The organism is Dyadobacter sp. HNCC25DJ186 (genome assembly GCF_056895235.1).
The window spans coordinates 120,762-143,855 of record NZ_JBXHAS010000008.1; the positions used below are offsets into that span (position 1 = coordinate 120,762).

Consider the following 23,094-nt stretch of genomic DNA (forward strand, 5'->3'; position numbering starts at 1 on the left):
ACGAAGGCAGAAAGCCTTCTAACCGATAAAAATTATGAAAAAAATAGCAGGATATCTGGCAATGTTTTGGCTGCTGATAACAGGTATGAGCTGTGGCGACTCGTTCCTCGAACTGGCTCCCGTATCGAATCCTAACGCAGAGAATTTTTACAAAACCACTGCCGATTTTGACCTGGCTGCAAATGCCGCCTACAATACATTGTATACGGTCTATAACCCGGAAGGCCCGGTTTCTTATGCTGGTGAGCTGATGGGAGATAACGTAACAATTTATAATATTTCCGGGAACCAGGCCGATAAATGGCAGTTCAGGGATTATTCGCTGGCTCCGGCGAATACGATGGTGTATCAATTTTGGCAGGATTTCTACAAATCATTGTATAACATCAATATCATTCTTTCGAAAATTGAAACTGCGGAGTTGAACGCGGATTATAAGGCAAAAATGCAGGGAGAAATGTTGTTTTTAAGATCGTTGTATTACTATCAAATGGTACAGATCTGGGGTGATCTGCCTATCGTAACCGTTCCGGTTTCTGCTGCTGAAAGTTATAACATTTTACGTTCTCCAGCGGCTGAGGTTTATGCACAGATTGTAAAAGATTTGCAGGATGCTAAGGGAAAATTGCCTCTGGCGACATCAGCAGTAGTTGGTCGTGCTTCAAAAGGCGCCGCACAAACGTTGCTTGGGAAAGTATACCTTTCGATGGGAGATAAAACAAATGGTGCAAAAGAATTGAAAGAGGTTTATGACAGTAACCAATATCAGCTCCTGCCATCTTACGCTTCGTTGTGGGATGTGAAAAATAAAAACACAAAGGAGTCGATTTTTGAAATTCAATATCTTGGCGGATCTGCGATTAACCCTTACAGCAATTATTACCTCGTCTTCTTTCCGAATTCCAACGCGCTTGGTTTTTACGGAGCGGGTATGAATCAGGTAGTCAATGACGTATGGAATGAATATGAGACAGGTGACAGCCGCCGTGTGGCGTCGATCGATACGGGTTTTACGGATGCAAAAGGGAATTTTACTGCTGCAAAATTTCCTAAAAAGTGGACGGATAAAACAGCTCCGCTGATCAATCAATCCGTGGCGGCTAATAATAATTTCATGGTTCTGCGTTACGCCGACCTTTTGTTGTTACTTACAGAAGCGACAGGCGAAGTTTCTTACATGAATCAGGTTCGTAAAAGGGTAAATCTGCCTTTGTATGGTGAAGCGGGTTATCCTGCACAGTATGCAACAGTTCCCCTGGCGTTGGAACACGAACGCAGAGTGGAGCTTGCCTTCGAATTTCATCGCTGGTTTGATTTAAAAAGGACCAATCGCGCGGTACCTGTTTTGTCGGCAAAGGGTAAAAATGTAACCACTGACAAATTAGTTTTACCTATACCGAATATCGTTCGCGATCAAAATAATAAAATAACGCAGAATACTGGATACTAATGTTTTAAATCAGGAAGTTAGCAGTTCAGTGAGGTCTGTTAACTTCCTGATTTTTAGTCAAAATAATGTTGCATTATATCAGTCAACGTTGTGTCCAAATTTGACGTGCCGATAGATTCATCAATAGAAATGACAAGGTTCTGGTATTTGTCAAGTAGCGTCAACTTCATAACAGTAAATTATTAATAATGACTTTTAAATCAATCGGACTTTGTGTTTTTGGGCTTCTGAGTAGTTTCAGTGAAAGCAATGCGCAGGACACGATTCGGTATACGGGAAAAAAACTTGTAAATGTTGATTATCATCATGGCCAATTAAGTCCGGCCATAGGCGTACATAACATTCAGACCCTGCGCGTTAATCGTGATGTCGATGAAATAGGTTCGAGCTGGACCTACAATCATGCTCCGATGCTCGCGTATTGGAATAATACATTTTATCTGAATTATCTCAGCAATCCGGTTGGTGAGCATGTACCCCCTGGGCAGACTCTTTTGCAGACTTCATCTGATGGTTATTCCTGGTCAAAACCAAAAGTTATATTTCCGCCTTATAAAATCCCTGACGGGACTAGAAAAAAGGATTATCCAGGTGTGGCCAAAGATCTTTACTCGGTTATGCACCAGCGTATGGGTTTTTTTGTTTCAAAGAGTAACCGACTGTTGACGTTAGGCTATTATGGAATAGCCCTTGATGCAAAAGATGATCCGAATGATGGAAATGGAATAGGGCGTGTTGTTAGGGAAGTATATCAAGACGGAGATTTCGGTCCGATTTATTTCATCCGCCATAATGCTTCCTGGAAACAAAAATCGGATTATCCTTTGTACACGCAAAGTAAGGATAAAGATTTTATTGCTGCTTGTGAAGAATTGTTATCCAATAAATTAATGACCCAGCAATGGGTCGAGGAAGCAGATAGAGATGATACAATTATCTCATTGAAAGGAGGATATAAAGCATTTAGTTACTACCACCTGCCGGATGGCCGTGTGGCAGGGCTTTGGAAAAATGCTTTGACAAGCCTTAGTAAAGATGAGGGCAAATCGTGGTTGTACAGTCCCAAAAGAGCACCGGGTTTTGTAAACAGCAATGCGAAAATCTGGGGGCAAAAAACGTCTGATAATAAATTCGTAACTGTGTACAATCCATCTGAATTTCGTTGGCCTCTGGCTTTGTCTGTGAGCAATAACGGCCTTGATTACAAAAATTTGTTACTTGTGAATGGAGAAATTACCTCCATGCGCTACGGAGGTAATTACAAATCTTACGGGCCGCAATATGTTCGGGGAATTGAAGAAGGAAACGGCACGCCGCCAGACCAAAAACTTTGGCTGACTTACAGCATGAACAAAGAGGATATTTGGGTATCCTCTGTCCCTGTACCCATTAAGGAAAAAGCGGAACGTCATGCCGATGAAGATTTTGACAAAATGCAGCAACTCGCAACACTCGATTCCTGGAATATTTATAGTCCGTTATTAGCTCCTGTGCGGATTGAAAAGCTGTCTGGTGGTAAAAAAGTACTTGTTTTAAAGGATTCAGATCGGTTTGACTATGCCAAAGCTGAGCGCGTCATACCTGCCACAAAACATTTACAGGCAGAGATTTCTCTAACGCCTGATCAAAATGGAAATGGGCTGTTGGATATCGAGTTTCAGGATTCGAAAGGCACGCCGGGCATCCGTCTTTCCTTTGATTCAACAGGGGTTTTTAAAACGAAAGCCGGATATCGTAACAAAACATTATTGAAATATGACGCTGATGAGACTTATAATATCATCGTAAAACTGAATACGGAAACCCGTTTATATTCTGTCATGGTTAATGGTAAAAATACCGGTAATAATATCCTTTTTGCACCTTTGGAGTACGTTGAACGTATCGTTTTTCGTACCGGAGAAGTTCGCCGTTTCCCAAATGCAGATACACCGACCGACCAAATGTATGATTTGAAAAATGCAGGAAAACTAGACAGAGAGGCTAAATACTATATCAAGTCCCTGAAAACGAGCAGCTTTTGAACAGTCAATTTCGGCTGTCTTGCTAATTCTGGCTTGTGGATTTGAAAAGAAATATTGGATTAGGTTTAAAAAATGATGTGCAGATATATCGTGAAAATTAGGTGAAAAAATCAGATGAAAGTGATGATGCGAAGTAGTTCAAAATATTTTCTGGGAGCACTTCTTGGTTTTTTTTTAGCAAGCCAGGAAAGTAGTGGACAAAATAAAGGTCTGGTCAATACGTCCAGGAGCTCTCATGCGAAACTATACAGTACAGATCTGGATGACATAAAATGGACCAACGGTTTTTGGGCCGACAGGTTTAAGGTGTGCAAAGAAATGATGGTTCCCGACCTCTGGAAAACGTACACAAATCCGGAACTGAGTCATTCATTCCGGAACTTTGAAATTGCCGCGGGTTTGGAAGAGGGAAAATTTAAAGGGCCGTCTTTCCACGATGGAGATTTTTATAAAACTTTTGAAGCCGTAGCAAGTATGTATGCGGTGACTAAGGATGAAAAGCTGGACAAAATCATGGACCACGCTATTGCTGTGATCGCAAAAGCACAGCGAGCGGATGGTTATATTTATACAAAGGCGATTATCGAGCAAAAGCAAAAGGGAGATGCTAAAATGTTCGAAGATCGGCTGAGTTTTGAGGCATACAACTTCGGCCATTTAATGACGGCCGCATGCGTTCATTATCGCGCAACCGGAAAAACTTCTTTGTTGGATGTGGCCAAAAAATCGGCTGATTTTCTGATCGGGTTTTATGATACCGCTTCGGATGAACAAGCACGAAATGCCATTTGTCCGTCACACTATATGGGGCTTTCTGAACTCTTTCGAACCACAGGCGACGGGAAATATCTCACGTTGGTCAGACATTTGATTGCAATAAAAGGAGCCACAGAGGGAACGGATGATAATCAGGATCGGATCCCATTTTTGAAACAAACCAAAGTGATGGGGCACGCGGTGAGAGCGAATTATTTGTTTGCCGGTGTGGCAGATGTTTATGCGGAAACAGGAGACCCCGCGCTTCTGTCACAGTTGCATGTTATGTGGGATGATGTGACACAGCATAAAATGTATGTTACTGGCGGTTGTGGCTCGCTATATGACGGTGTCTCGCCGGATGGAACTTCTTACAAAACCAACGAAGTGCAGAAAATACATCAGGCTTATGGTCGCGATTTTCAGCTTCCAAATTTTACTGCGCACAATGAAACTTGTGCAAATATCGGTAATGTCCTTTGGAACTGGCGGATGCTTCAGATTACTGGCGAAGCGAAGTATGCAGATATTGTGGAACTCGCACTTTACAACAGTGTTTTGTCGGGAATCAGTTTAAGTGGCGATAAGTTTTTATATACAAACCCAATGAGTTCTTCCGATGCTCTGCCATTTTCGCAACGCTGGTCGAAAGATCGTCAGCATTATATTGGTTTATCAAATTGCTGTCCACCGAATACCGTTCGTACTATCTCAGAAGTTAGTCAGTATGCTTACAGCATTTCGGATAAAGGGATTTTTTTAAATCTATATGGTGGTAACAATCTGGATACCAGGCTAAAAAACGGTGCAGGTCTGAAGCTTTCGCAAAGCACAGATTATCCTTGGGATGGCAAAATTACTGTCAAATTGGTAGAAGCACCCGTCGAAGCTTTTTCTTTTTTTCTTCGCATTCCGGGTTGGTGCAACGGTGCAAAGATGCTTGTCAACGGGAAACCACAAACTACAAAATTGACTCCGGGAGAATATGCTGAGATAAACAGGACCTGGAAAGCAGGTGATAGAATTGAGCTTCTGCTGCCAATGCCTGTTCGCCTTATCGAATCCAATCCCTTGGTTGAAGAAACGCGAAACCAGGTGGCTGTCAAGCGCGGGCCCATCGTGTATTGTCTTGAATCTACGGATCTTCCGAAGGGGAAGACTATTTTCGATATCGCAATCCCCGTTAAAAATAATCTAAAGCCTACTCTCATAACCATTGAAAATAGTCCGATTATGGCATTGGATGGCCAGGCGATCTTTGTCGATAATGCCAACTGGACTAAAAAGTTATACCGCGAGGTTTCAACTGAAACACTGAAAATAATTCCTGTTCGACTGGTTCCATATTACGCCTGGGGCAACCGTGGACATAATGATATGTCGGTTTGGTTGCCTCTGGCGCGATAATCAGGCATTGTCTAACAGAAATCCTGGGTCAATATCCAGTTTTTTGTAGACAGCTTTTAAAAAGGAAACATCCGGCTCACGTTTTCCGCTTAGAATTTGCGAAAGTTTTGGTTTCCCCAAACCCAGCATATCAGCTAACGCAGCCTGGGTAAGTTTGAGTTGAAAGCGTTTTAATTCAACCATCTCCGGGATCGTTTTTGGCATGGGAAGTGGATAATGCGTGTCTTCATATTTTTCGGCAGCAATCGCCAGCGTTTTTAGTTTTTGAACTTCAGCAGGTGAAAGGTTTCCTTCTCCTTTGTTCATCAAAGTCAGAATATTTTTCATTGCTGAATTGTATTCAGCTTCCTGCTGGAAGGTTACATTATTGTTTTTCATGATTCAATTTTTAAACTTAATATATGAAGCATCTATTTTATCATATTCCGAATGAGTGCCAACAAAGACAATGTATATCGTCCGGATATTGAAGTGAATAATTGCTACTAACCGGTAATTATTTCCTTTGATATTGAAGACATAGCGGTCATTTCCCACTGCATCGACAGAATTAAACGTATTCTTTACATCCTGAAAGTTTGACCAGTCGGCGTCCTTCGTCGATTTATACCAATACAACAGCGAATCCATAGCGCGGGGCTCTCTGTCCATAAATTCATTAGAATCGTCTTCGATATTATGACCATTTTATAGTGTGTGAAATTTGATAAAATTACTCAAATCTTTCCTTATTTAAAATTATATTTTAATAATTGAAATAAAATGCTAAATTATAAAATCGTATTAGTTTTACTAATTGGACTGATTTTCTTCATAGACAATGAATTATCGGCCCAACAAACCTTCCAGCCAAACTGGTCTTCTCTTGAAAAACATAACGAAGTCCCTGACTGGATCCGTGATGCAAAATTTGGAATTTACTGTCACTGGGGCGTTTATGCGGTGCCGGCTTATAATAATGAGCATTATATCCAGCACATGCACAACGACAATCCGGACTATTCGAAACTGGGTACTTACAAGCGTCACCTTGCGCTTTATGGTCCGTTGGAGAAATTTGATTACCATGACTTTATCCCCATGTTCAAAGGCGAAAAATTCAATGCAGATGAATGGGCTGATTTGTTCGTAAAAGGTGGGGCCAAATTCGCCGGACCTGTCGCAGAACATCATGACGGATTTTCAATGTGGGATAGCAAACTGACACCGTTTAATGCAAAGGAGATGGGTCCGAAACGGGATGTTGTAGGAGAACTTGAAAAATCAATTCGAGGCAGGGGAATGAAGTTTTTTACTTAATTGCACCATGAATTGAACTACACCAATGTAAAAATGAAACCCGGATGGGCCGGAACGGATCCGAAATACGCCAAACTATATGGGTCGACAATGAAAAAGGAAGCATGGGAGCAGATGTGGATGGATAAGTGCAATGAACTGATTGACAAGTATCACCCTGACATTATTTACCACGACGCATGGCTCGAACAGGTTCCTGAAAAAAACCTGCAAAATTATCTCGCCCACTATTTTAACGAAGCTGAAAAAAGAAATCAGGATGTTATTGTCACCTATAAAGGCGAAGATATTCCTGCGGGCGTGGGTATGGAAGACCACGAAAACTCGAATCCTGAAAAAATAATTGATAAGCCATGGTTGTGTGATTATTCTATCGGGACGGGATTGTCCTATTCATGGGGTTACACCGAAGGAATGGAAATTCGTCCGGCGAAAGAAATAATTCATACGCTGATCGAAGTGGTGAGTAAAAACGGGCAAATGCTCTTGAATCTCTCCCCAAAAGCGGATGGAACGTTTCCTGATGATCAAAAGGAAGTTGTTTATAAAGTCGGCCGGTGGATGTGGTCTTTCGGTGAAGCACTTTATGATACACGTCCATTCACGGTTTTTGGTGAAACAACGGATTCAAAAAAGAAGGTTTATTATACTCAAAAAGGAAAAAATGTTTACGCTATTTTCCTGGATTGGCCAGGTGATAATATCGCGGTCAGTCTTAAACAATTATCGAAAGAGAATCTGAAAGGAAACGTTAAATCGGTTCAGTTACTCGGATTGAAAAATCTTGTAAAATGCGAAAGCCAGCAGATGGAAAACGGATTAAAATTCACAGTTCCTGCAAAAACCAGAGTGCCGTCCGATATCGCTTATGTCTTTAAAATTGAAACCGAGTAACACGGATAAGCCTTGTCTGCCCGGTTTTAAGGATGAAAATGACTGCCTAAATTTAAATACTAAAATGATGAAGTTTTTATTGACTTTTTTACTGCTCGCTTGCCTTGGGCGTTATGTTTTTGCGTCAAGCACGGAGCAAGTGACCATTGTTGTTCCCGCAAATGCACATGCAAGAATTGTCTATGGCACTGAAAAACTAAAAAAATCACTCGAAAGTGCCGGCTTAAAAACGGATATAAGAAATTCATCAAAATCTGTTAAAGGGCAGATAATCACTATTGGACTAATTGATAATACTGACATTAAAGAGCTAGCAATGGCTTTGAATGTCAATCTTGGAGAAAAACCAAAGAAGGAGGGTTTTGCGATATATTCTTCCGGACAAAATATTCTGATTACGGGTTCGGATGAATCCGGAGTCTTATATGGTTGCCTCGAAGTATCGGAACAAATTAAAAAAACAGGAAAAATTCCTGTCAAAATATCGATGAAAGACCAGCCGGAGATGGTTCTTAGGGGAGCATGTATCGGTATTCAAAAGCCGTATTATCTTCCCGGCCGAACGGTGTATGAATACCCATATACGCCTGAAAATTTTCCGTGGTTTTACGATAAAGCTTTATGGATAAAATACCTTGATATGCTGGTCGAAAACAGGATGAATTCTTTATACCTGTGGAACGGACATCCGTTTGCTTCGCTGGTAAAGTTAAAGGATTATCCCTATGCCGTGGAGGTTGACGATGCGACTTTCCAGAAAAATGAAGAAATGTTTGGTTTTCTGACCAAAGAAGCAGACCGGCGTGGTATTTGGGTCATCCAGATGTTTTACAACATACTTGTTTCAAAGCCATTTGCAGAACGGAATGGAATTAAAACACAGGACCGGAAAAGGCCAATCACACCTTTAATTTCGGATTATACCAGAAAATCAATCGCTGCCTTTGTTGAGAAATATCCGAATGTCGGTCTGCTGATCACCTTAGGAGAGGCTATGGAAGGAGATGATACAGACGTGGAATGGTTTACAAAAACAATTCTTCCGGGTGTAAAAGATGGCCTTGCGGCATTTGGGACCACCATTCAGCCGCCTGTGGTTTTGCGGGGACATGATACGAATCCGCAACTTGTTATGAAAGCTGCGCTGCCGATGTACAAAAATCTTTACACGATGAACAAATACAATGGCGAAGCGCTTACGACCTATCAGCCACGAGGACCGTGGGCAAAAATGCACAAAGAGATGAGCGAATTGGGTTCTACGCACATTGATAACGTCCACATACTCGCGAATCTGGAACCTTTCCGGTATGGATCTGCGGATTTTATTCAGAAAAGTGTGCAGGCCATGCATGATATTCATGGTGCGAACGGGCTGCATTTATATCCAGAAGCCTCTTACTGGGACTGGCCATATTCAGCCGATAATGTCAAACCACGGCAGCTGCAAATTGATCGTGACTGGGTTTGGTACAAGGCCTGGGCGCGTTATGCCTGGAATTGTCGTCGCGACAGAAATCAGGAAGTTGCATATTGGACGAAAGAACTTGGGGATGATTTTGATGCCGGATCTTCCGGAAAAGACATACTGGAAGCTTACGAACAAGCTGGTGAAATAACGCCAAAATTGCTACGCCGATTCGGGATTACCAATGGAAATCGCCAGACGCTGACGTTGGGTATGACAATGAGCCAATTCGTAAATCCCGGGAAATACCGTGTCTGGCCTGAACTGTATAATTCAGACGGTCCGGAGGGTGAAAAATTGACTGAATTTGTTGAGAAAGAATGGAAAGGTGAAAAGCATATCGGAGAAACGCCGGTTCAGATCATTGATGAGGTTGTGAAACATGGGAAATTGGCAGTCGATGCTATTGAGAGGGCTGCGCCAAATGTCAGGATGAACAAGGATGAATTTGACCGCGTGAAAAATGACATTTACTGCAACCAGGCCTTGGCTGATTTCTTTTCAGAAAAAGTGAAAGCGGCTTCTTTGGTTATCCGGTATGGTCATTCAAAAGACATAACAGATCTAGAAAAGGCTCTTCCGCATCTCGAAAAAAGTGTTGTGTTTTATGAAAAACTAGCCGCTTTGACGAGAGATACTTACTTGTATGCGAATAGTATGCAAACCGCGCAGCGACGTATCCCAGTTGGAGGGGATGATGGAAAAAATAAAACTTGGGTAGAATTGCTGCCCTTTTATAAAACGGAATTGGGAAATTTTAGAAAAAATATTTCTGAGCTTAAAGCCGAAATGGTTTTATCGACTTCGGGTGATGTAGCTGTGAAACCTGCAAATATAGTTTTACAGCAAAAAAAAACCGAGTTATACAACCTCGAAAAAGGCGCAAAAGTTTTCGCTGATATGGGGTCGGAGATCAAGGAAATACCCGCCGTATTGAATCAATTAAAAGGTATTCGATACAGTGCATATAGTCAAACTGACCAGCAGACCGTTGTCAGTTTCAAGAACGAAGAGCCAGTAAAAGTTCTGGTAGGCTATTTTCAAACTAAGGGAAATGGCTATTTAACACCTCCGAATCTGGAAACCGATGCCAGTGCTAATGATTTTGGACAGGCGGAAGTTCGGCTCGCGGGCGCTATCAAATTTTCCGATTTACCTGATATTAATGTCCATACTTATTACTTTAAATCGGGTGAAAATAAGCTCGTTCTTGGAAAAGGCAAAGTGCTGATCCTTGGGTTTATGAACGGGAATCAGGAACTAAAATTGATGAATGCAGTGGCTGGGAAGGGTGGAAATGAACGCGTTTTGGATTGGTTATTTGAGTGAACTTTATGATTAAGTTTTTTTAATACTTTCCACATGCTTTCACAATTCCCGAACCCAGATATTCCGAAAGCTAACCCGGCTGTTATGTTCCTGTAATCTGAGTGGCAGTTTGGCTTCGTGATACGCATATGTCGGATAGCCCTGATAGACCATCGGGCCTTTTATTTCCGCATGATTGAGGATTAGCACATGATTATGAAAAACGGTCAGGTAACCGGGCGTTTTTAATGTTTTATCATCATTAAAAACCGGAGCATCGAATACGACGTCGAAAGTTTGCCAGGACTGGGGTTTTGTTGAGGCGTTTACGAGCGGAGTTTTTTGTTTATAAATGCTTCCTGCTTGTCCGTTGTAATAAATCCGGGTTTCATCGTTATAAGATTCGTAAATCTGTAATTCATACAATCCCATCAAAAAAACGCCGCTATTTCCGCGGTTATTACTTTTATCTCCCTTAGGGTCAGGTGTTTTCCATTCTATGTGCAACTGTATGCTTCCAAACTTTTGCTTTGTTTCAATATCTGTTGCCTTCGGAACAATGACAAGCTCGTTTTCAATAACATCCCATTTTACAGGCTCACCGCCGATGTGCTGCCATTTATTGAGATCAGTTTTGTCACGGTATAGAATGATAGCGTCAGAAGGTGGCATTCCGTAGGAAGCTGGCGTTACCAGTGGAGGCTTCTTTGACCAATCCTCCGTGGCCGAGGCAGGTGGGAGGGGCTGAAAATTGTCTGATTGCGCAAAAGAATAATGATACGCCAGCGACAGGATCAGTATCGAAGTGAAAATTGATGTACTTTGCATAAGAAAGTAAATTGATCAAAAATTAAAACAAAAAGCCGTATTCTACTGCTATTTAACACGCATTACCCCTTTCATTACAAACGAATGGCCGGGGAAGCTGCAAATAAACGGATAATCACCTGCTTTTGGAGCGGTGAAATAAATGGTTTGTGAAGTCTCAGGCTGAATAAGGCAGGTATGAAATAAAACCGCATCTGTGGAAGGAATGTATCCGGCATTTGTCCCATTCAGTCCCATATCCATCGCAAGTTGTCCGACCTCATCACCTTTTCCCGGCTTGGTGATTACCAGGTTATGAAGCATGTCGTCGTTGTTGTTGAATATAAGTTTGACTTTTGCTCCCGGTTTTACTTCAAACAGCTCGGTATCAAATTTTAGTCCCGGTTTTGTAGCCATGTTGATGGTTATGTCGGGACTTTTTTGCCAATCCGCAGGTAATTCATGCACAGATTTTTCAGGATCTCCTCCGCATCCTGAAGTCGCGGTTTTCCCTGATTCGTTCATTACATGATGTTTATGGATAGTTCCTTCCGGAAAAGCGTTGATGGTGTAATAGGCCGACGGATGCAGAATGGCTTCTCCGTCAACAGATGTAAGATTAGCGATTTTTAATTCATGAATATATCCCTCTCGAAGTCCGCTGATATCCAGTTTTACGGTTAACCCATCAGCGGAGACAGTAGCGCGTCTCACATCACATTTTGCTGAATTGATGATCGGGCTTCCATACTTTTTATGATAACTATATGTAAAACCAGTCATTGTAAAATTTGAGATATTTTCTGCAAGTTTTTTCTCAACAGGCTTTGTGAACTCCAAAGCAAATCCGTCTTTGGTAATGCGCATTTCCCTGACTTCCATCGGAATCTTTCCATTCCATTTTAATCGTTGAAGTCCGTATAGATCTTTCCCGGTAGAGGCCCATCCGCGGCTCGTCATACCGACAAAAAGCGAATAGTCGCTGCCCCAGGCCATACGAAGAATACCAGATGCAAAACCTTCCCGAAATGGAAAACAAGCACCTTGATACTGTCCGTTCACTTTTTCAAGAAACGCACGCATGACTTTGCTATGTCCCTGGTCTCCCACTAAAAGTTGTCCCCCAAATGGACCGAACTGATCAGTATTTATGGAAAGAATCGCGGATGTCGAAATGCCCATCACTGTATGAGGAAACCAGACCGACGGTAGCTTGAAGTTCGGTTTACCTTTTGCATAATCAAACATTAAACCTATTGAGTCCGGAAATGAAGCACGTTTTAATTGAATAGGAGAGTTTGCTTCCCCGGACCATCGCAGACCTGCCGGGTGACCCGCGAAATCGCCTTGATTCAAGTGGGTAATTCGTCCGGATCCAATCCAGTCTCCCTGATTTTCAGCAAAGAAAATATCGCCCGCTTTATTCAATCCAAAGGCTGCGGGTGATCGCATACCGGTTGCGAACGGAGTCATTTTTCCATCTTCTGTGATTTTTAACATCCAGCCCCGCCATTTAGTAAGGCTTTCACCGCGGCCAACCCAGGAAAGGTTAAGCGTCACAAGCATATCGCCGTTAGGCAAAATCAGAGGTCCGTATGAATATTCATGGTAGTTACCGGAAATTGGCCAGGAGTAAACGGTGTGAAAATTGTCTGCCAAACCATCGCCGTTTGTATCTGAAATTTTTGTTAGTTCTGATCGCTGGGTTGTATAAAAAGCTCCCTTTTTATAGGCCAGCCACAGTGGCTCGTGAAGCCCGGATGCAAACAGGGAATATTTCGGAAGCTCATTTTTCTTTTGGTAAGGATCCTCGATCGTCCAGATTTCTCCACGACGGGTAGCAACCCCAAGTTTATCATCGTCCGTAAATGCCAGTCCGCCCACTTCGAGTTTTATGCTGTCTGGTATGGGGACAGAAGTCATTTTATAATATTGATTTTCGAGATTGGAAATATCACTTTGGGCGAAAGTTTTTAGTGAAAAAAAGCTGACCAGAATGGCAAATATGAAGACGTTCCGTTGAAGTTTTAAAAATTTCACTTTTTCCATTTTTGCCAAAAGAATATCATAAGAATTTCTGTTAAGAACTACCATATTATATCAAACTTAATCGTAATACTTTCTTTCTGTGTTGGTATAGAGATAATTAGCTTATCTCCATCTGCGCCGTGGTTTATGGTTGCCTCTAACGCGCCTGTTTCCAAATCTGCGATATAATATTTTTTATCGTCGACTGTAAAATTACCCTCGCCGAGTTTTTCGATGACACTGCCTTCCGCTAATAAACAATATAAGGCTCCGACTGGATTTGTAATTTTCAAGCATCGGGTCAATCCGGTTTTAGCCTGATTAGGATAAAAACTGTCTTCAACAGAAGTGTTGTCTAAGGCGTAGTAAAAAATTGGAAAGTTATGTTGGTCCAACCTGTAACCTCGCTGGGAGTATACCCCTTCCGGCGCCTGAACAGAATCCGGCCAGGCCATACTATTATTTAAGTTTTTTGATAAAACTGGTTTAGCTGAAAGTTCGAGTTTTGCGCCTAAGGGAATTTCTAACTGTTTTTCTCCGCGCTCGGTCCACATGTTGGAGACGTCGATATACTTACCGTGCCAAACTGCTGACAGGTTGTAGTTTTTCATGTCGTAAGCATAATTCAAGCCTGGTGAGTTTGTATTTCCGGGAATACCGACAGCTGCGATATAGGGGTTTACTCCGCGGTGGGTCAGCATGAAACCACGTTGTAAAACAGGTTTGTTTTCGATTTTATATTCAAGTGGCTCAAATTGCTCAGCGAGTCGGACAGAAGCAGCGGTTGTCAGTGAGTGCCAAGGAATTTGTGGACCTTCATAACTTAGAACTAGGCATGCATCAGAGTTGGAATAAATAATTTTGAAAGATGCTCTTCCTTTTTTTAAACTTTTTTTAGCAAAATAAGCTTTTTCAAAGTCTCTTGACCCCTTGTTGTCAATGACCAAAGCACCGTCAATAAAGAGCCAGGCACCGCCGCCGGCCGTCAATTTGAAAAGGTATTCGCCATCAGCAGGAATATCCGCGAAACCATCGAAAACGAGCTGCAACTTCTTGTCACCAACGAGGTGAGAAATGGTATCCGTGGTTCCTGTGCGCTTTGGTTTAAGATTTTTTAAAGTATCGATGTTTTTGTGAAGTCCCTGGTAGACGGCAAACTTCACATCAGTAAATTTAATCTTGTCTTTATTAAACGTTTTATAACGGATATTTTTAATAGCAAAAGACGACTGTTCGCCCAGGATAGACAGAGGTCTGGGATTTTTCTCGTCTTTAAAAGGAACAGCTTTTGAAACCAGTATCGCCGATGAACTTTGCACTTTCACTCCATTGATCAGCACCTCCTCCAAAAGGGCATCTTTAATTTTCTTTCCGTTTGAATCAAATTCGGGAGCAGTAAAGCGGATAGAGAGATTTTGCCAAAGCCCTGGGGCTTTCATTGCATTACTGCCGCTTTTTAGCCACGAATCAATAATTCTGACCTCGTATCGTCCCTGCAAGAGTATTCGAAATGAGGCGGATTTGCTGAGCAGGAAATCCAGATTCAGGTCGATATCGCTATGTACTATTTTTGTTTGTAGTGTTTTACTTTCTTTTTGTTTAGGTAAATAAACCAATACGCCTGTTCCATTTTTTACTTCAAGATTTTTTTCCTGATTACGGTCCGTGGAGATATTTCCCGCAATGATCCAGTCTTTCGATTTCGACGATTGAAAGTGACTCAAATCGTCCAACGGCAAAATTTTGTATTGAAGAGCGGGAGTCGACGAGTTATTCTGGCCGTTAACATTTGTATTAAATGTCAATGATAATAGAATTGAAAAATAAAAAAACGAAGAGATTAAGCGAATCATGAGTATTAAATGGGATTGCGGATGACTGGCAACAACAACACAATGATATCATTTAATATTTAATTATTAATTTTTATTTTCTTTTATTTTCTAAAATTTGCTTTTGTTAATTAAAGTTTATCTATTTGTGCTGTTGGTGTGTTTATTTTTAAGATATTGTTTCGGGTTAATTGTTTTCCCTTTATTTTTAGGTAAAAAATAAAAAGAACTACAAACCATATCAAAAATGCTTGCAAACCAGCGAAGGGATAAAATACTTGAATTACTGAAAGAGGATGGATCAGCAAAAGTGATCAACCTTGCTAAATTATTTAAAGTAACAGAAGTAACGATACGTCAGGATCTGGATAAACTTGAGAAAGACGGCCAGGTAATAAAAGAACATGGAGGCGCATTTTTGAAAAATGTGGAAGACCAGGTTCGTAATTTTTCTCTGGCAAATCAGGATCATCTGGATAAGAAAGAATTGATCGCGATAAAGTGTCTTGAATTTATTGAAAACGGCGATACGATTATTCTGGATTCGGGTTCAACGACTACCGAAATTGCGAAAAAGTTACGAGGGAGTAACCGTCATTTGACAGTGATAACCAATGCGTTAAACATTGCTTTGCTGCTGGGTGCGGAAACCGGTATTGAAGTGATTATGACCGGGGGAGAATTTAAGCCGCCGACATTATCACTGACAGGGCAAAAAGCTGCTGATTTTTTTAAAGGGCTGAATGTCCAAAAACTATTTCTGGCAACGGCCGGATTATCCTTAAAATCAGGTTTGACCTATCCAAGTATTAGTGATCTGGTCGTAAAAAAGGCGATGATCGATGCGGCGGATACTACTTATCTGGTTGCGGATTCGACGAAAGTTGGAAAAAGTGCCTTCGCCAGCCTGGGTGCATTGTCGCTGATCGACTATATTATTACAGACGGAGGCATAGAAGAAAAACACAAGCAGCTTTTCAGCGATAACGAGATTGAAGTCATTATCGCCGGTTAAAAAAGTTTCTAAAATATTTAAAATACAGCTGCGATTAAAGAGATCGGCTAACAGTAAAGAACGAACATGGGCGAAAAAGGATGTTTAGGTGTAATTATCGGAAACCGTGATTTTTTTCCGGACCGGCTGGTGGCTGAGGCGAGAATTGAAATTATTGAATTATTTCAAAATTTGGGTATCAAACCAATCATGCTGGATACCAACGATACCAAACTTGGTGGGGTTGAGTCATTTCAGGATGCCCAAAAATGTGCTGCTTTGTTCAGGCAGCATCGCGACGAAATAATTGGCGTACTCGTTATTCTGCCAAATTTCGGCGACGAAAGAGGAATTGCAGAAACCCTTAAACTTGCCGAGTTAAATGTGCCGGTTTTGGTGCAGGGATATCCTGACGATCTGGACAAACTTGATGTTGCCAGACGCAGAGACTCCTGGTGCGGAAAAATTTCGGCATGTAATAATTTGTATCAGTTTGGTATAAAATATTCCCTGACCACAAAACATGTCGTTCGTCCGACAGATCCTGTTTTTATCAGGGACTTGTTAAATTTCACAGGCGTTTGTCGTGTGACGAGAGGGCTTCGGAAAGTAAGGATTGGTGCAATCGGAGCGCGCCCGGGCGGGTTCAACACTGTTCGTTACAGTGAGAAAATTTTACAGCGAAACGGTATTTCCGTTGTAACTGTCGATTTATCAGAAATTTTGGGCAATGCCAACAAGCTTACCAAACACGATAGCAGTGTCCAGCAAAGAATCCAGAAAATCAAAGATTATGCACCTATTGGACGTACCCCTGATGAGTCTTTGATTCAGATGGCGAAACTGGATGTTGCGTTGAATGATTTTGTACAGCTTCATGCACTTGACGCGACAGCCATTCAATGCTGGACTTCCATTCAGCAAAATTATGGCTGCAATGTGTGTACCAGTATGAGCATGATGAGCGAGAATATGCTTCCGAGCGGATGTGAGGTGGATGTTACAGGAACGTTGAGCATGTATGCCCTGCAACTGGCATCCGGCTCCCCAAGTGCGCTTGTCGACTGGAATAACAACTATGCAAATGATGACAATAAATGCGTTCTTTTCCATTGTGGAAACTGGGCGAAGTCATTTTTGCCGGATATCGAAATCAGTACAGCGCCAATTCTCGGGACATCGGTCGGCGAGGAAAATACCTATGGGGCACTTTCAGGACGCACACCAGCTTCTCCGCTGACATTCGGCAGGATTAGTACGGATGATCCAAAAGGAATCATGAAAGCATATATCGGCGAAGGCAGACTCACAGACGATACGTTAAAAACCTTTGGGAACCGTGCAGTTGCAGAGATTCCGAACTTGCAGGGATTAATGCAATACATATGCCGGAATGGATTTGAGCACCATGTGGTCATGAACGCATCAAAGACTGCCGGCATATTAAAAGAAGCCTTTGAAAATTACATGGGTTGGGAAGTCCAGTATTTTAATGAGCCAACTGAATAAACAACAAACATGGGTTAACGAAAACCAGGCGTGAATCGTGAACCATACGCAAAAGACAACAGTCCAACGGACTTATTAACTCAACCGCGGGTAACGCCCGCGGAATTAAAGATCACGACCATGAATCGTGAACCATATGCAAAAGACAACAGTCCAACGGACTTATTAACTCAACCGCGGGTAACGCCCGCGGAATTAAAGATCACGACCATGAATCGTGAACCATACGCAAAAGACAACAGTCCAACGGACTTATTAACTTAACCGCGGGTAACGCCCGCGGGTGGCATCCAAGGTCTAATCTACGGATGTTAGTCCCACAAATAATCTAACGAACGATGTCAGAACAGGAATTGGCACACAAGTCGGTTGACTACCGCCGGAAAATATTAAAGTATATCGTTAAGGCGAATGCTGGCCATACCGGGGGCAGCCTTTCCTGTATTGATATTTTAAACGTTCTATACAATCACACATTACATGTTGAAGCCGACAATTTCGGTTCTCCGGATCGTGATCGTTACATCCAGAGCAAAGGGCATACCGTTGAAGCCTTATATGTAGTGCTGGCTTCCAGAGGTTTCTTTCCTGAATCTGATCTGGAAACATTGTGTCAGTATAAGTCGCATTACATTGGCCATCCCACCAGAAAAGTACATGGCGTTGAGCAAAATACCGGGGCACTTGGACATGGTTTACCGCTGAGCGTCGGTACTGCAATTGCCGGGAAGCTCGATAAGAAAAATTACAGAGTTTTCACATTATTAGGTGACGGCGAACTACCTGAAGGATCTAACTGGGAGGCAGCCCTGACGGCAGCCCACTACAAATTGGATAATCTCTGCGCAATAATTGACAAGAATAATTTACAAATTTCCGGACCAACAACAGACGTATGTAATACGGATCCGGTTGATAAAAAATTCGAAGCCTTTGGCTGGGAAGTGCGCCATGTCGACGGTCATGATCTTAAACAGTTGAAAGAGACTTTTGACGCAATACCTTTTGTAAAAGGAAAGCCGAGTATGGTAATCGCACATACGGTGAAGGGAAAAGGTGTGAGTTATATGGAAAATCAGCTCAAATGGCATCACGGAGTTCCGAGTCAGCAACAGTATTCAGATGCATTACGAGAACTTGATTTGCAGGATGGAAGTATCCTGTAAAGCTGTAAATATTGTGGTAATCAATAATCATATTCAAAGTGGACGCTACGTTTGAGAATATATCTGTGAGCAGTAAGGCAAATCTGGAAATTTTTTCAGCTACGCTACAGGAGCTTGCAGGAACAGACAGGGACATCATCATCGTAACGAGCGATTCACGTGGCTCAGGGAAGTTGGTACCATTCGCACAAGCATTCCCTGACCAGGTTGTAGAGGTCGGGATCGCTGAGCAAAATCTTGTTGGTGTTGCTGCCGGTCTTGCCTCGGTGGGCAAAAAAGTATTCGCAGTCTCTCCCGCCTGTTTTCTCACCGCACGTGCTTTGGAACAGATCAAAAATGATGTCGCATATTCGAACAATGCTGTTAAACTGATCGGTATCAGCGCCGGCGTCAGTTATGGTGCTTTGGGATCTACGCATCACAGCCTTCATGATTTCGCGGTTCTTCGCACGATCAATAACCTGATCGTTGCTGCGCCGGCAGATAATTTTGAAACGGAACAGGCCATTCGTCTTGCTGCTGAGACGGATCGTCCGGTTTATTTACGTTTTGGAAAAAAGGCGATGCCACTACTTTCTACCGAAGAAACAACATTTGAATTCGGAAAAGGAAGGACGATCCGGGAAGGTGCTGATGTGGTACTTATCGCCACAGGAGAAACAGTTGCGATAGCCTTAAAAGCTTCTGAAAAAATGTTAAACGAATTCGGAATCGAGGCAACGGTTATTAGTATGCATACAATTAAGCCGCTCGATTATAATCTATTGGGTGAAATCGCCAAAGATGGGAAACCTATCATTACCGTAGAAGAACACAGCGTTTTTGGTGGGTTGGGTGAGGCTTGTGCATCCTTTTTATTTGAAAATAATTTCAGAAATAAATTCAAGATCATGGGTATCCCTGATGAATATACTGTGACAGGTTCTCAACAGGAGATCTTTGATCATTATGGCATATCGGAAAGTGGAATTGCTGAGGTTGCATTAAAATTATGTAAGGGTTAAAAAAGAAACTACCAGTCACAAAATTAGCTATCAATAAAAATTCAAGCCCGTTTTATGAAATTATTGAAGATTTTCATTCTACTTTCAGTAAATCTGTTCTGCACAATTTGTCAGGCGCAGGAGACTTCTGTCAAAAAACGGGTGTTGGTTTTGACGGATATTGAAAATGAACCTGATGACACCCAGTCTTTGATTCGTTTTCTGACTTATTCAAATCAGTGGGATGTGGAAGGGTTGATTGCAACGACTTCAATTCATCAGAAAAACAAGATTGCAGTTAGTAAGATTAAGGAAATAATTGGGGCTTACGGTAAGGTAAGAAAGAACCTGCTTCTTCATGAAAAAGGATACCCGGAAACCGAATATCTGCTTCATGTCACGAAAGCGGGCTTTCCCGAATTTGGTATGAATGCTGTGGGAAAAGGTAAGGATTCTGAGGGTTCGGACTGGATTATTACAGTCGTTGATAAAAAAGATGACAGGCCTGTCTGGATTCCCGTCTGGGGCGGAGCGAATTGTCTTGCACAGGCTTTGTGGAAAGTTAGTATGACCCGCTCTCCTGATGATTTGAAAAAATTCATATCAAAAATTCGCGTTTATTCCATTTCTGATCAGGATGATACGGGGCCATGGATTCGCAAAAATTTTCCTGATCTGTTCTTCGTAGCAAGTCCGGGATACCATGCAGCAGGAGCCTATCATTATGCAACCTGGTCGGGCATCAGTGGCGATAAATTCCACGGCAGATTTTCCGGGGCAGATTTTGACATTGTAGACAACCCCTGGCTGGACGAAAATGTACGTAACCATGGGCCGTTAGGTGCAGAATATCCCTTTACGAAATTCCTCATGGAAGGTGATACTCCGTCATTTTTAGGGCTGATCAGTAACGGATTAAATGATCCTGAAAAACCGAATTTTGGGGGCTGGGGCGGTCGCTACGAATACTATACACCACGCACACAAAAATGGTTTTTAGAGCTAGAGATCCGCCCGCTATGGACAGATGCAGTCGATGAAGTGCTGGGCAAGGATGGCAGTTATCAGACTAGTAACAAGGCCACAATATGGCGTTGGAGGTCTGCTTTTCAAAATGATTTTGCGGCAAGAATGGATTGGACGATCAAGCCATATAAGGAGGCAAATCATCCGCCTGTTGCTGCTTTGAAACATGACAAAACACTTAAAGCAATCAGTGGCGACAAGGTATTCCTGAGCGCAGAAGGGTCAACTGATCCCGATGGAGATGAGTTAGGTTATGAATGGATCTACTATCCGGAACCGGGAAGTTACGCAGAAAAGGAGCCTTTAAAAATTCTGGACGTGCATGCTGCCAATACAAGTTTTGTAGCACCCAAAGTCGCAAAACCGGAAACGATCCACGTTATTCTTGCGGTTACAGACAAGGGGAAACCAGCGCTAACGAGATATCAGCGCGTAATCTTAACTGTTTTTCCCGAAAAATAATTTTGAGTAATCAACGGTTTTATTCACAAAATCAGGTCTTGAACAATTAATAAATTTTCCTGAATGAGATTTGGTAAAAAATATTTCACAGCGTTAATCCTTGTCTTTTTTTGGATTGGATTAATCCGTTGTAAAACCAGACAAAGTGTAGATGAGCCCCAAAAAATGGCTATCGTGGTCTCTACGCTGAATAACCCTTGGTTTGTTTTTCTGGCAGAAAGAGCTGCTGCAAAGGCGAAAGAACTTGGTTATGAATCGAAAGTTTTCGACTGTCAGAATAATACTTCATTGGAAACGGATCATTTCGAAAATGCAATATCCTCCGGATATGACGCGATTTTATTTAATCCAACGGACGCTGACGGTTCGGTGGTCAATGTGAAAAATGCCACCGCGGCGGGTATTCCGGTATTTTGTATGGATCGGGAAATTAATTCTACCAACGCTGCGACCTCGCAAATCTTATCTGATAGTTACTCCGGCTGTGTTACCATCGCGAAATATTTTGTAGAAACTTTAAATAAGAAAGGTAAATATGTCGAGCTGCTCGGTTTGGTGGGCGACAACAATACCTGGAACCGCTCGAAAGGTTTTCATAGTGTCGTAGATCATTATCCGGGATTAAAGATGGTGGCGCAGCAAAGTGCAGATTTTGATAGAAATAAAGCCATGGAAGTGCTGGAATCAATTTTACAAGCCAACCCGGATATTGACGCAGTTTTCTGTGGGAATGACGCGATGGCGATGGGTGCTTACCAGGCACTTGTAGCTTCCGGAAAAGCGGACAAAGTGAAAGTTTTTGGTTTTGATGGTGCTGAGGATGTCGTCAGGTCTATTCAAGACGGAAAAATTAAGGCCACCGGTATGCAGTTTCCCGAAGTTATGGCGCAAACCGCTGCAACGATGGCAGATCAATATTTCAAAGGAAAGCGGGATTTTCCTAAAAAAATGCCGGTTGCCGTTGAAATGGTTAGGAAAGATAACGTAGAAAATTACGCTGCTTACGGTAAAAAGTAATGAAAAAAAATATCAGGTATTTCGCTTTGCTCGTGATGGTCGCTGTGGTCGCATACAATTCGGTTTATTTCAAAAAACTGGATGAGGTCAAAGCGGGAACAACATCCTTTGACGCGGCGAAATACGCCGCTGACTTCTGGACAAAAAAGTTGCCGCTGCATACGGTAACAGCAGTCGAAATAGGGCAGTTACTGACTTTGCTTCAAACCGATAAGAACAAAACTTTTGCTGATTACTCTCATGCCCTGGGAATCGGAAATGTCAGATATTTTCTTGTAAAAGGTCGAGGTCAGGTGCTGGGTGTGGAGGAAAATCAGGTCTCTGTTCGGATTGATTCGAAGTATGAAAAACCTGAGGTTATGCTGGCGACCGAGTATATTTTTGGTAACGCAGTCCGGGATGCGTCAGGTGAAATTGATATCAATGCCTTTACCAATTCCATGGACTTCAATAATGTTTCGGCAGAAATAAATAAAATAATCCGTGAAAAAGTAATTCCGCCGTTTCGGTCAAAAGTTAAAAATGGAGACACCATTGTTTTTACCGGCGCAATAGAATTAAACAAGGAGCATTTGAACACGCGGTCAATTGAGATTATTCCTGTTGATCTGAAAATTACTGACTAATATTTTTTTACAGGAAAAAATTTGTGGTCAGGGATATT

18 protein-coding genes and 1 pseudogene are annotated in these 23,094 nt (G+C 42.1%); 14 read left to right on the plus strand and 5 right to left on the minus strand.

The genetic code is table 11. The features are described from left to right. Positions 1-34 precede the first annotated feature (34 nt). The 3 genes from AC1XUO_RS21645 (at position 35) to AC1XUO_RS21655 (ending at position 5,637) form a co-directional block, all read left to right on the plus strand. Positions 35-1,450: a RagB/SusD family nutrient uptake outer membrane protein gene (locus AC1XUO_RS21645; RefSeq protein ID WP_483331867.1), complete on the plus strand. Its 1,416-nt coding sequence runs from the start codon at positions 35-37 to the stop codon at positions 1,448-1,450. A gap of 188 nt (positions 1,451-1,638) precedes the next feature. After that, positions 1,639-3,474, plus strand: coding sequence for a six-hairpin glycosidase (locus AC1XUO_RS21650; RefSeq protein ID WP_483331868.1), 1,836 nt, complete (start codon positions 1,639-1,641; stop codon positions 3,472-3,474). Positions 3,475-3,597: 123 nt separating this feature from the next. Beyond that, positions 3,598-5,637 (plus strand): aceric acid hydrolase, encoded by a 2,040-nt coding sequence (locus tag AC1XUO_RS21655; protein ID WP_483331869.1) that lies wholly within the window; start codon positions 3,598-3,600, stop codon positions 5,635-5,637. Here AC1XUO_RS21655 and AC1XUO_RS21660 read toward each other — a convergent pair whose 3' ends face one another. Together AC1XUO_RS21660 and AC1XUO_RS21665 are read right to left on the minus strand one after the other, a co-directional pair. After that, positions 5,638-6,015 (minus strand): helix-turn-helix domain-containing protein, encoded by a 378-nt coding sequence (locus AC1XUO_RS21660; protein WP_483331870.1) that lies wholly within the window; start codon positions 6,013-6,015, stop codon positions 5,638-5,640. A gap of 3 nt (positions 6,016-6,018) precedes the next feature. After that, positions 6,019-6,288, minus strand: coding sequence for a type II toxin-antitoxin system HigB family toxin (locus tag AC1XUO_RS21665; RefSeq protein ID WP_483331871.1), 270 nt, complete (start codon positions 6,286-6,288; stop codon positions 6,019-6,021). Between the two features lie 111 nt (positions 6,289-6,399). Here AC1XUO_RS21665 and AC1XUO_RS21670 point away from each other — a divergent pair. The 3 genes and pseudogenes from AC1XUO_RS21670 to AC1XUO_RS21680 all read left to right on the plus strand — a co-directional run. Then, positions 6,400-7,503 (plus strand): annotated as a pseudogene (locus AC1XUO_RS21670) (alpha-L-fucosidase); the annotation flags it as partial. Further along, positions 7,498-7,830: an alpha-L-fucosidase C-terminal domain-containing protein gene (locus tag AC1XUO_RS21675; RefSeq protein WP_483332017.1), complete on the plus strand. Its 333-nt coding sequence runs from the start codon at positions 7,498-7,500 to the stop codon at positions 7,828-7,830. The pseudogene AC1XUO_RS21670 and the gene AC1XUO_RS21675, both read left to right, overlap by 6 nt. 64 nt (positions 7,831-7,894) lie before the next feature. Continuing rightward, positions 7,895-10,627, plus strand: a complete 2,733-nt coding sequence (locus AC1XUO_RS21680) for an alpha-d-galacturonidase (RefSeq protein WP_483331872.1) — start codon at positions 7,895-7,897, stop codon at positions 10,625-10,627. Between the two features lie 39 nt (positions 10,628-10,666). On the opposite strand, the gene AC1XUO_RS21685 is transcribed toward AC1XUO_RS21680, so the two are convergent. From AC1XUO_RS21685 to AC1XUO_RS21695, 3 genes are read right to left on the minus strand one after another with little or no spacing between them, the layout of a single operon-like run. Beyond that, positions 10,667-11,434 carry a 3-keto-disaccharide hydrolase gene (locus AC1XUO_RS21685; RefSeq protein WP_483331873.1) on the minus strand — a complete coding sequence of 256 codons (768 nt, stop codon included), beginning with the start codon at positions 11,432-11,434 and terminating at the stop codon, positions 10,667-10,669. Between the two features lie 48 nt (positions 11,435-11,482). Beyond that, positions 11,483-13,507, minus strand: a complete 2,025-nt coding sequence (locus AC1XUO_RS21690; protein ID WP_483331874.1) for a plastocyanin/azurin family copper-binding protein — start codon at positions 13,505-13,507, stop codon at positions 11,483-11,485. After that, entirely contained in the window at positions 13,501-15,294 is a 1,794-nt protein-coding gene (locus AC1XUO_RS21695) for a PA14 domain-containing protein (protein WP_483331875.1), read from the minus strand. Before AC1XUO_RS21695 ends, AC1XUO_RS21690 begins: the two co-directional genes overlap by 7 nt. 226 nt (positions 15,295-15,520) lie before the next feature. Between AC1XUO_RS21695 and AC1XUO_RS21700 the strand changes: the two genes are divergently transcribed. The 8 genes from AC1XUO_RS21700 (at position 15,521) to AC1XUO_RS21735 (ending at position 23,056) form a co-directional block, all read left to right on the plus strand. Continuing rightward, entirely contained in the window at positions 15,521-16,288 is a 768-nt protein-coding gene (locus AC1XUO_RS21700) for a DeoR/GlpR family DNA-binding transcription regulator (RefSeq protein WP_483331876.1), read from the plus strand. A gap of 66 nt (positions 16,289-16,354) precedes the next feature. Continuing rightward, positions 16,355-17,776 (plus strand): L-fucose/L-arabinose isomerase family protein, encoded by a 1,422-nt coding sequence (locus tag AC1XUO_RS21705; protein WP_483331877.1) that lies wholly within the window; start codon positions 16,355-16,357, stop codon positions 17,774-17,776. A gap of 120 nt (positions 17,777-17,896) precedes the next feature. After that, positions 17,897-18,040: a hypothetical protein gene (locus tag AC1XUO_RS21710; protein ID WP_483331878.1), complete on the plus strand. Its 144-nt coding sequence runs from the start codon at positions 17,897-17,899 to the stop codon at positions 18,038-18,040. A 74-nt stretch (positions 18,041-18,114) separates the two neighbouring features. Continuing rightward, positions 18,115-18,942: a transketolase gene (locus AC1XUO_RS21715; RefSeq protein WP_483331879.1), complete on the plus strand. Its 828-nt coding sequence runs from the start codon at positions 18,115-18,117 to the stop codon at positions 18,940-18,942. Positions 18,943-18,980: 38 nt separating this feature from the next. Further along, positions 18,981-19,946, plus strand: coding sequence for a transketolase family protein (locus tag AC1XUO_RS21720; protein ID WP_483331880.1), 966 nt, complete (start codon positions 18,981-18,983; stop codon positions 19,944-19,946). A 54-nt stretch (positions 19,947-20,000) separates the two neighbouring features. Then, positions 20,001-21,413, plus strand: coding sequence for a DUF1593 domain-containing protein (locus tag AC1XUO_RS21725; protein ID WP_483331881.1), 1,413 nt, complete (start codon positions 20,001-20,003; stop codon positions 21,411-21,413). Between the two features lie 165 nt (positions 21,414-21,578). Then, positions 21,579-22,430 (plus strand): substrate-binding domain-containing protein, encoded by an 852-nt coding sequence (locus tag AC1XUO_RS21730; protein ID WP_483331882.1) that lies wholly within the window; start codon positions 21,579-21,581, stop codon positions 22,428-22,430. Continuing rightward, the gene (locus AC1XUO_RS21735) at positions 22,430-23,056 is read left to right on the plus strand and encodes a DUF2291 domain-containing protein (protein WP_483331883.1); all 627 of its coding nucleotides are present in this window, start codon (positions 22,430-22,432) and stop codon (positions 23,054-23,056) included. Before AC1XUO_RS21730 ends, AC1XUO_RS21735 begins: the two co-directional genes overlap by 1 nt. The last annotated feature ends 38 nt before the right edge of the window (positions 23,057-23,094 follow it).

What these genes read in the sequence shown, in the direction of transcription:
- AC1XUO_RS21645 (WP_483331867.1), top strand. Translation starts at nt 35, where the DNA reads ATGAAAAAAATAGCAGGATATCTGGCAATGTTTTGGCTGCTGATAACA.
- AC1XUO_RS21650 (WP_483331868.1), top strand. Translation starts at nt 1,639, where the DNA reads ATGACTTTTAAATCAATCGGACTTTGTGTTTTTGGGCTTCTGAGTAGT.
- AC1XUO_RS21655 (WP_483331869.1), top strand. Translation starts at nt 3,598, where the DNA reads ATGATGCGAAGTAGTTCAAAATATTTTCTGGGAGCACTTCTTGGTTTT.
- AC1XUO_RS21660 (WP_483331870.1), bottom strand. Translation starts at nt 6,015, where the DNA reads ATGAAAAACAATAATGTAACCTTCCAGCAGGAAGCTGAATACAATTCA.
- AC1XUO_RS21665 (WP_483331871.1), bottom strand. Translation starts at nt 6,288, where the DNA reads ATGGACAGAGAGCCCCGCGCTATGGATTCGCTGTTGTATTGGTATAAA.
- AC1XUO_RS21675 (WP_483332017.1), top strand. Translation starts at nt 7,498, where the DNA reads ATGTGGTCTTTCGGTGAAGCACTTTATGATACACGTCCATTCACGGTT.
- AC1XUO_RS21680 (WP_483331872.1), top strand. Translation starts at nt 7,895, where the DNA reads ATGATGAAGTTTTTATTGACTTTTTTACTGCTCGCTTGCCTTGGGCGT.
- AC1XUO_RS21685 (WP_483331873.1), bottom strand. Translation starts at nt 11,434, where the DNA reads ATGCAAAGTACATCAATTTTCACTTCGATACTGATCCTGTCGCTGGCG.
- AC1XUO_RS21690 (WP_483331874.1), bottom strand. Translation starts at nt 13,507, where the DNA reads ATGGTAGTTCTTAACAGAAATTCTTATGATATTCTTTTGGCAAAAATG.
- AC1XUO_RS21695 (WP_483331875.1), bottom strand. Translation starts at nt 15,294, where the DNA reads ATGATTCGCTTAATCTCTTCGTTTTTTTATTTTTCAATTCTATTATCA.
- AC1XUO_RS21700 (WP_483331876.1), top strand. Translation starts at nt 15,521, where the DNA reads ATGCTTGCAAACCAGCGAAGGGATAAAATACTTGAATTACTGAAAGAG.
- AC1XUO_RS21705 (WP_483331877.1), top strand. Translation starts at nt 16,355, where the DNA reads ATGGGCGAAAAAGGATGTTTAGGTGTAATTATCGGAAACCGTGATTTT.
- AC1XUO_RS21710 (WP_483331878.1), top strand. Translation starts at nt 17,897, where the DNA reads ATGAATCGTGAACCATATGCAAAAGACAACAGTCCAACGGACTTATTA.
- AC1XUO_RS21715 (WP_483331879.1), top strand. Translation starts at nt 18,115, where the DNA reads ATGTCAGAACAGGAATTGGCACACAAGTCGGTTGACTACCGCCGGAAA.
- AC1XUO_RS21725 (WP_483331881.1), top strand. Translation starts at nt 20,001, where the DNA reads ATGAAATTATTGAAGATTTTCATTCTACTTTCAGTAAATCTGTTCTGC.
- AC1XUO_RS21730 (WP_483331882.1), top strand. Translation starts at nt 21,579, where the DNA reads ATGGCTATCGTGGTCTCTACGCTGAATAACCCTTGGTTTGTTTTTCTG.
- AC1XUO_RS21735 (WP_483331883.1), top strand. Translation starts at nt 22,430, where the DNA reads ATGAAAAAAAATATCAGGTATTTCGCTTTGCTCGTGATGGTCGCTGTG.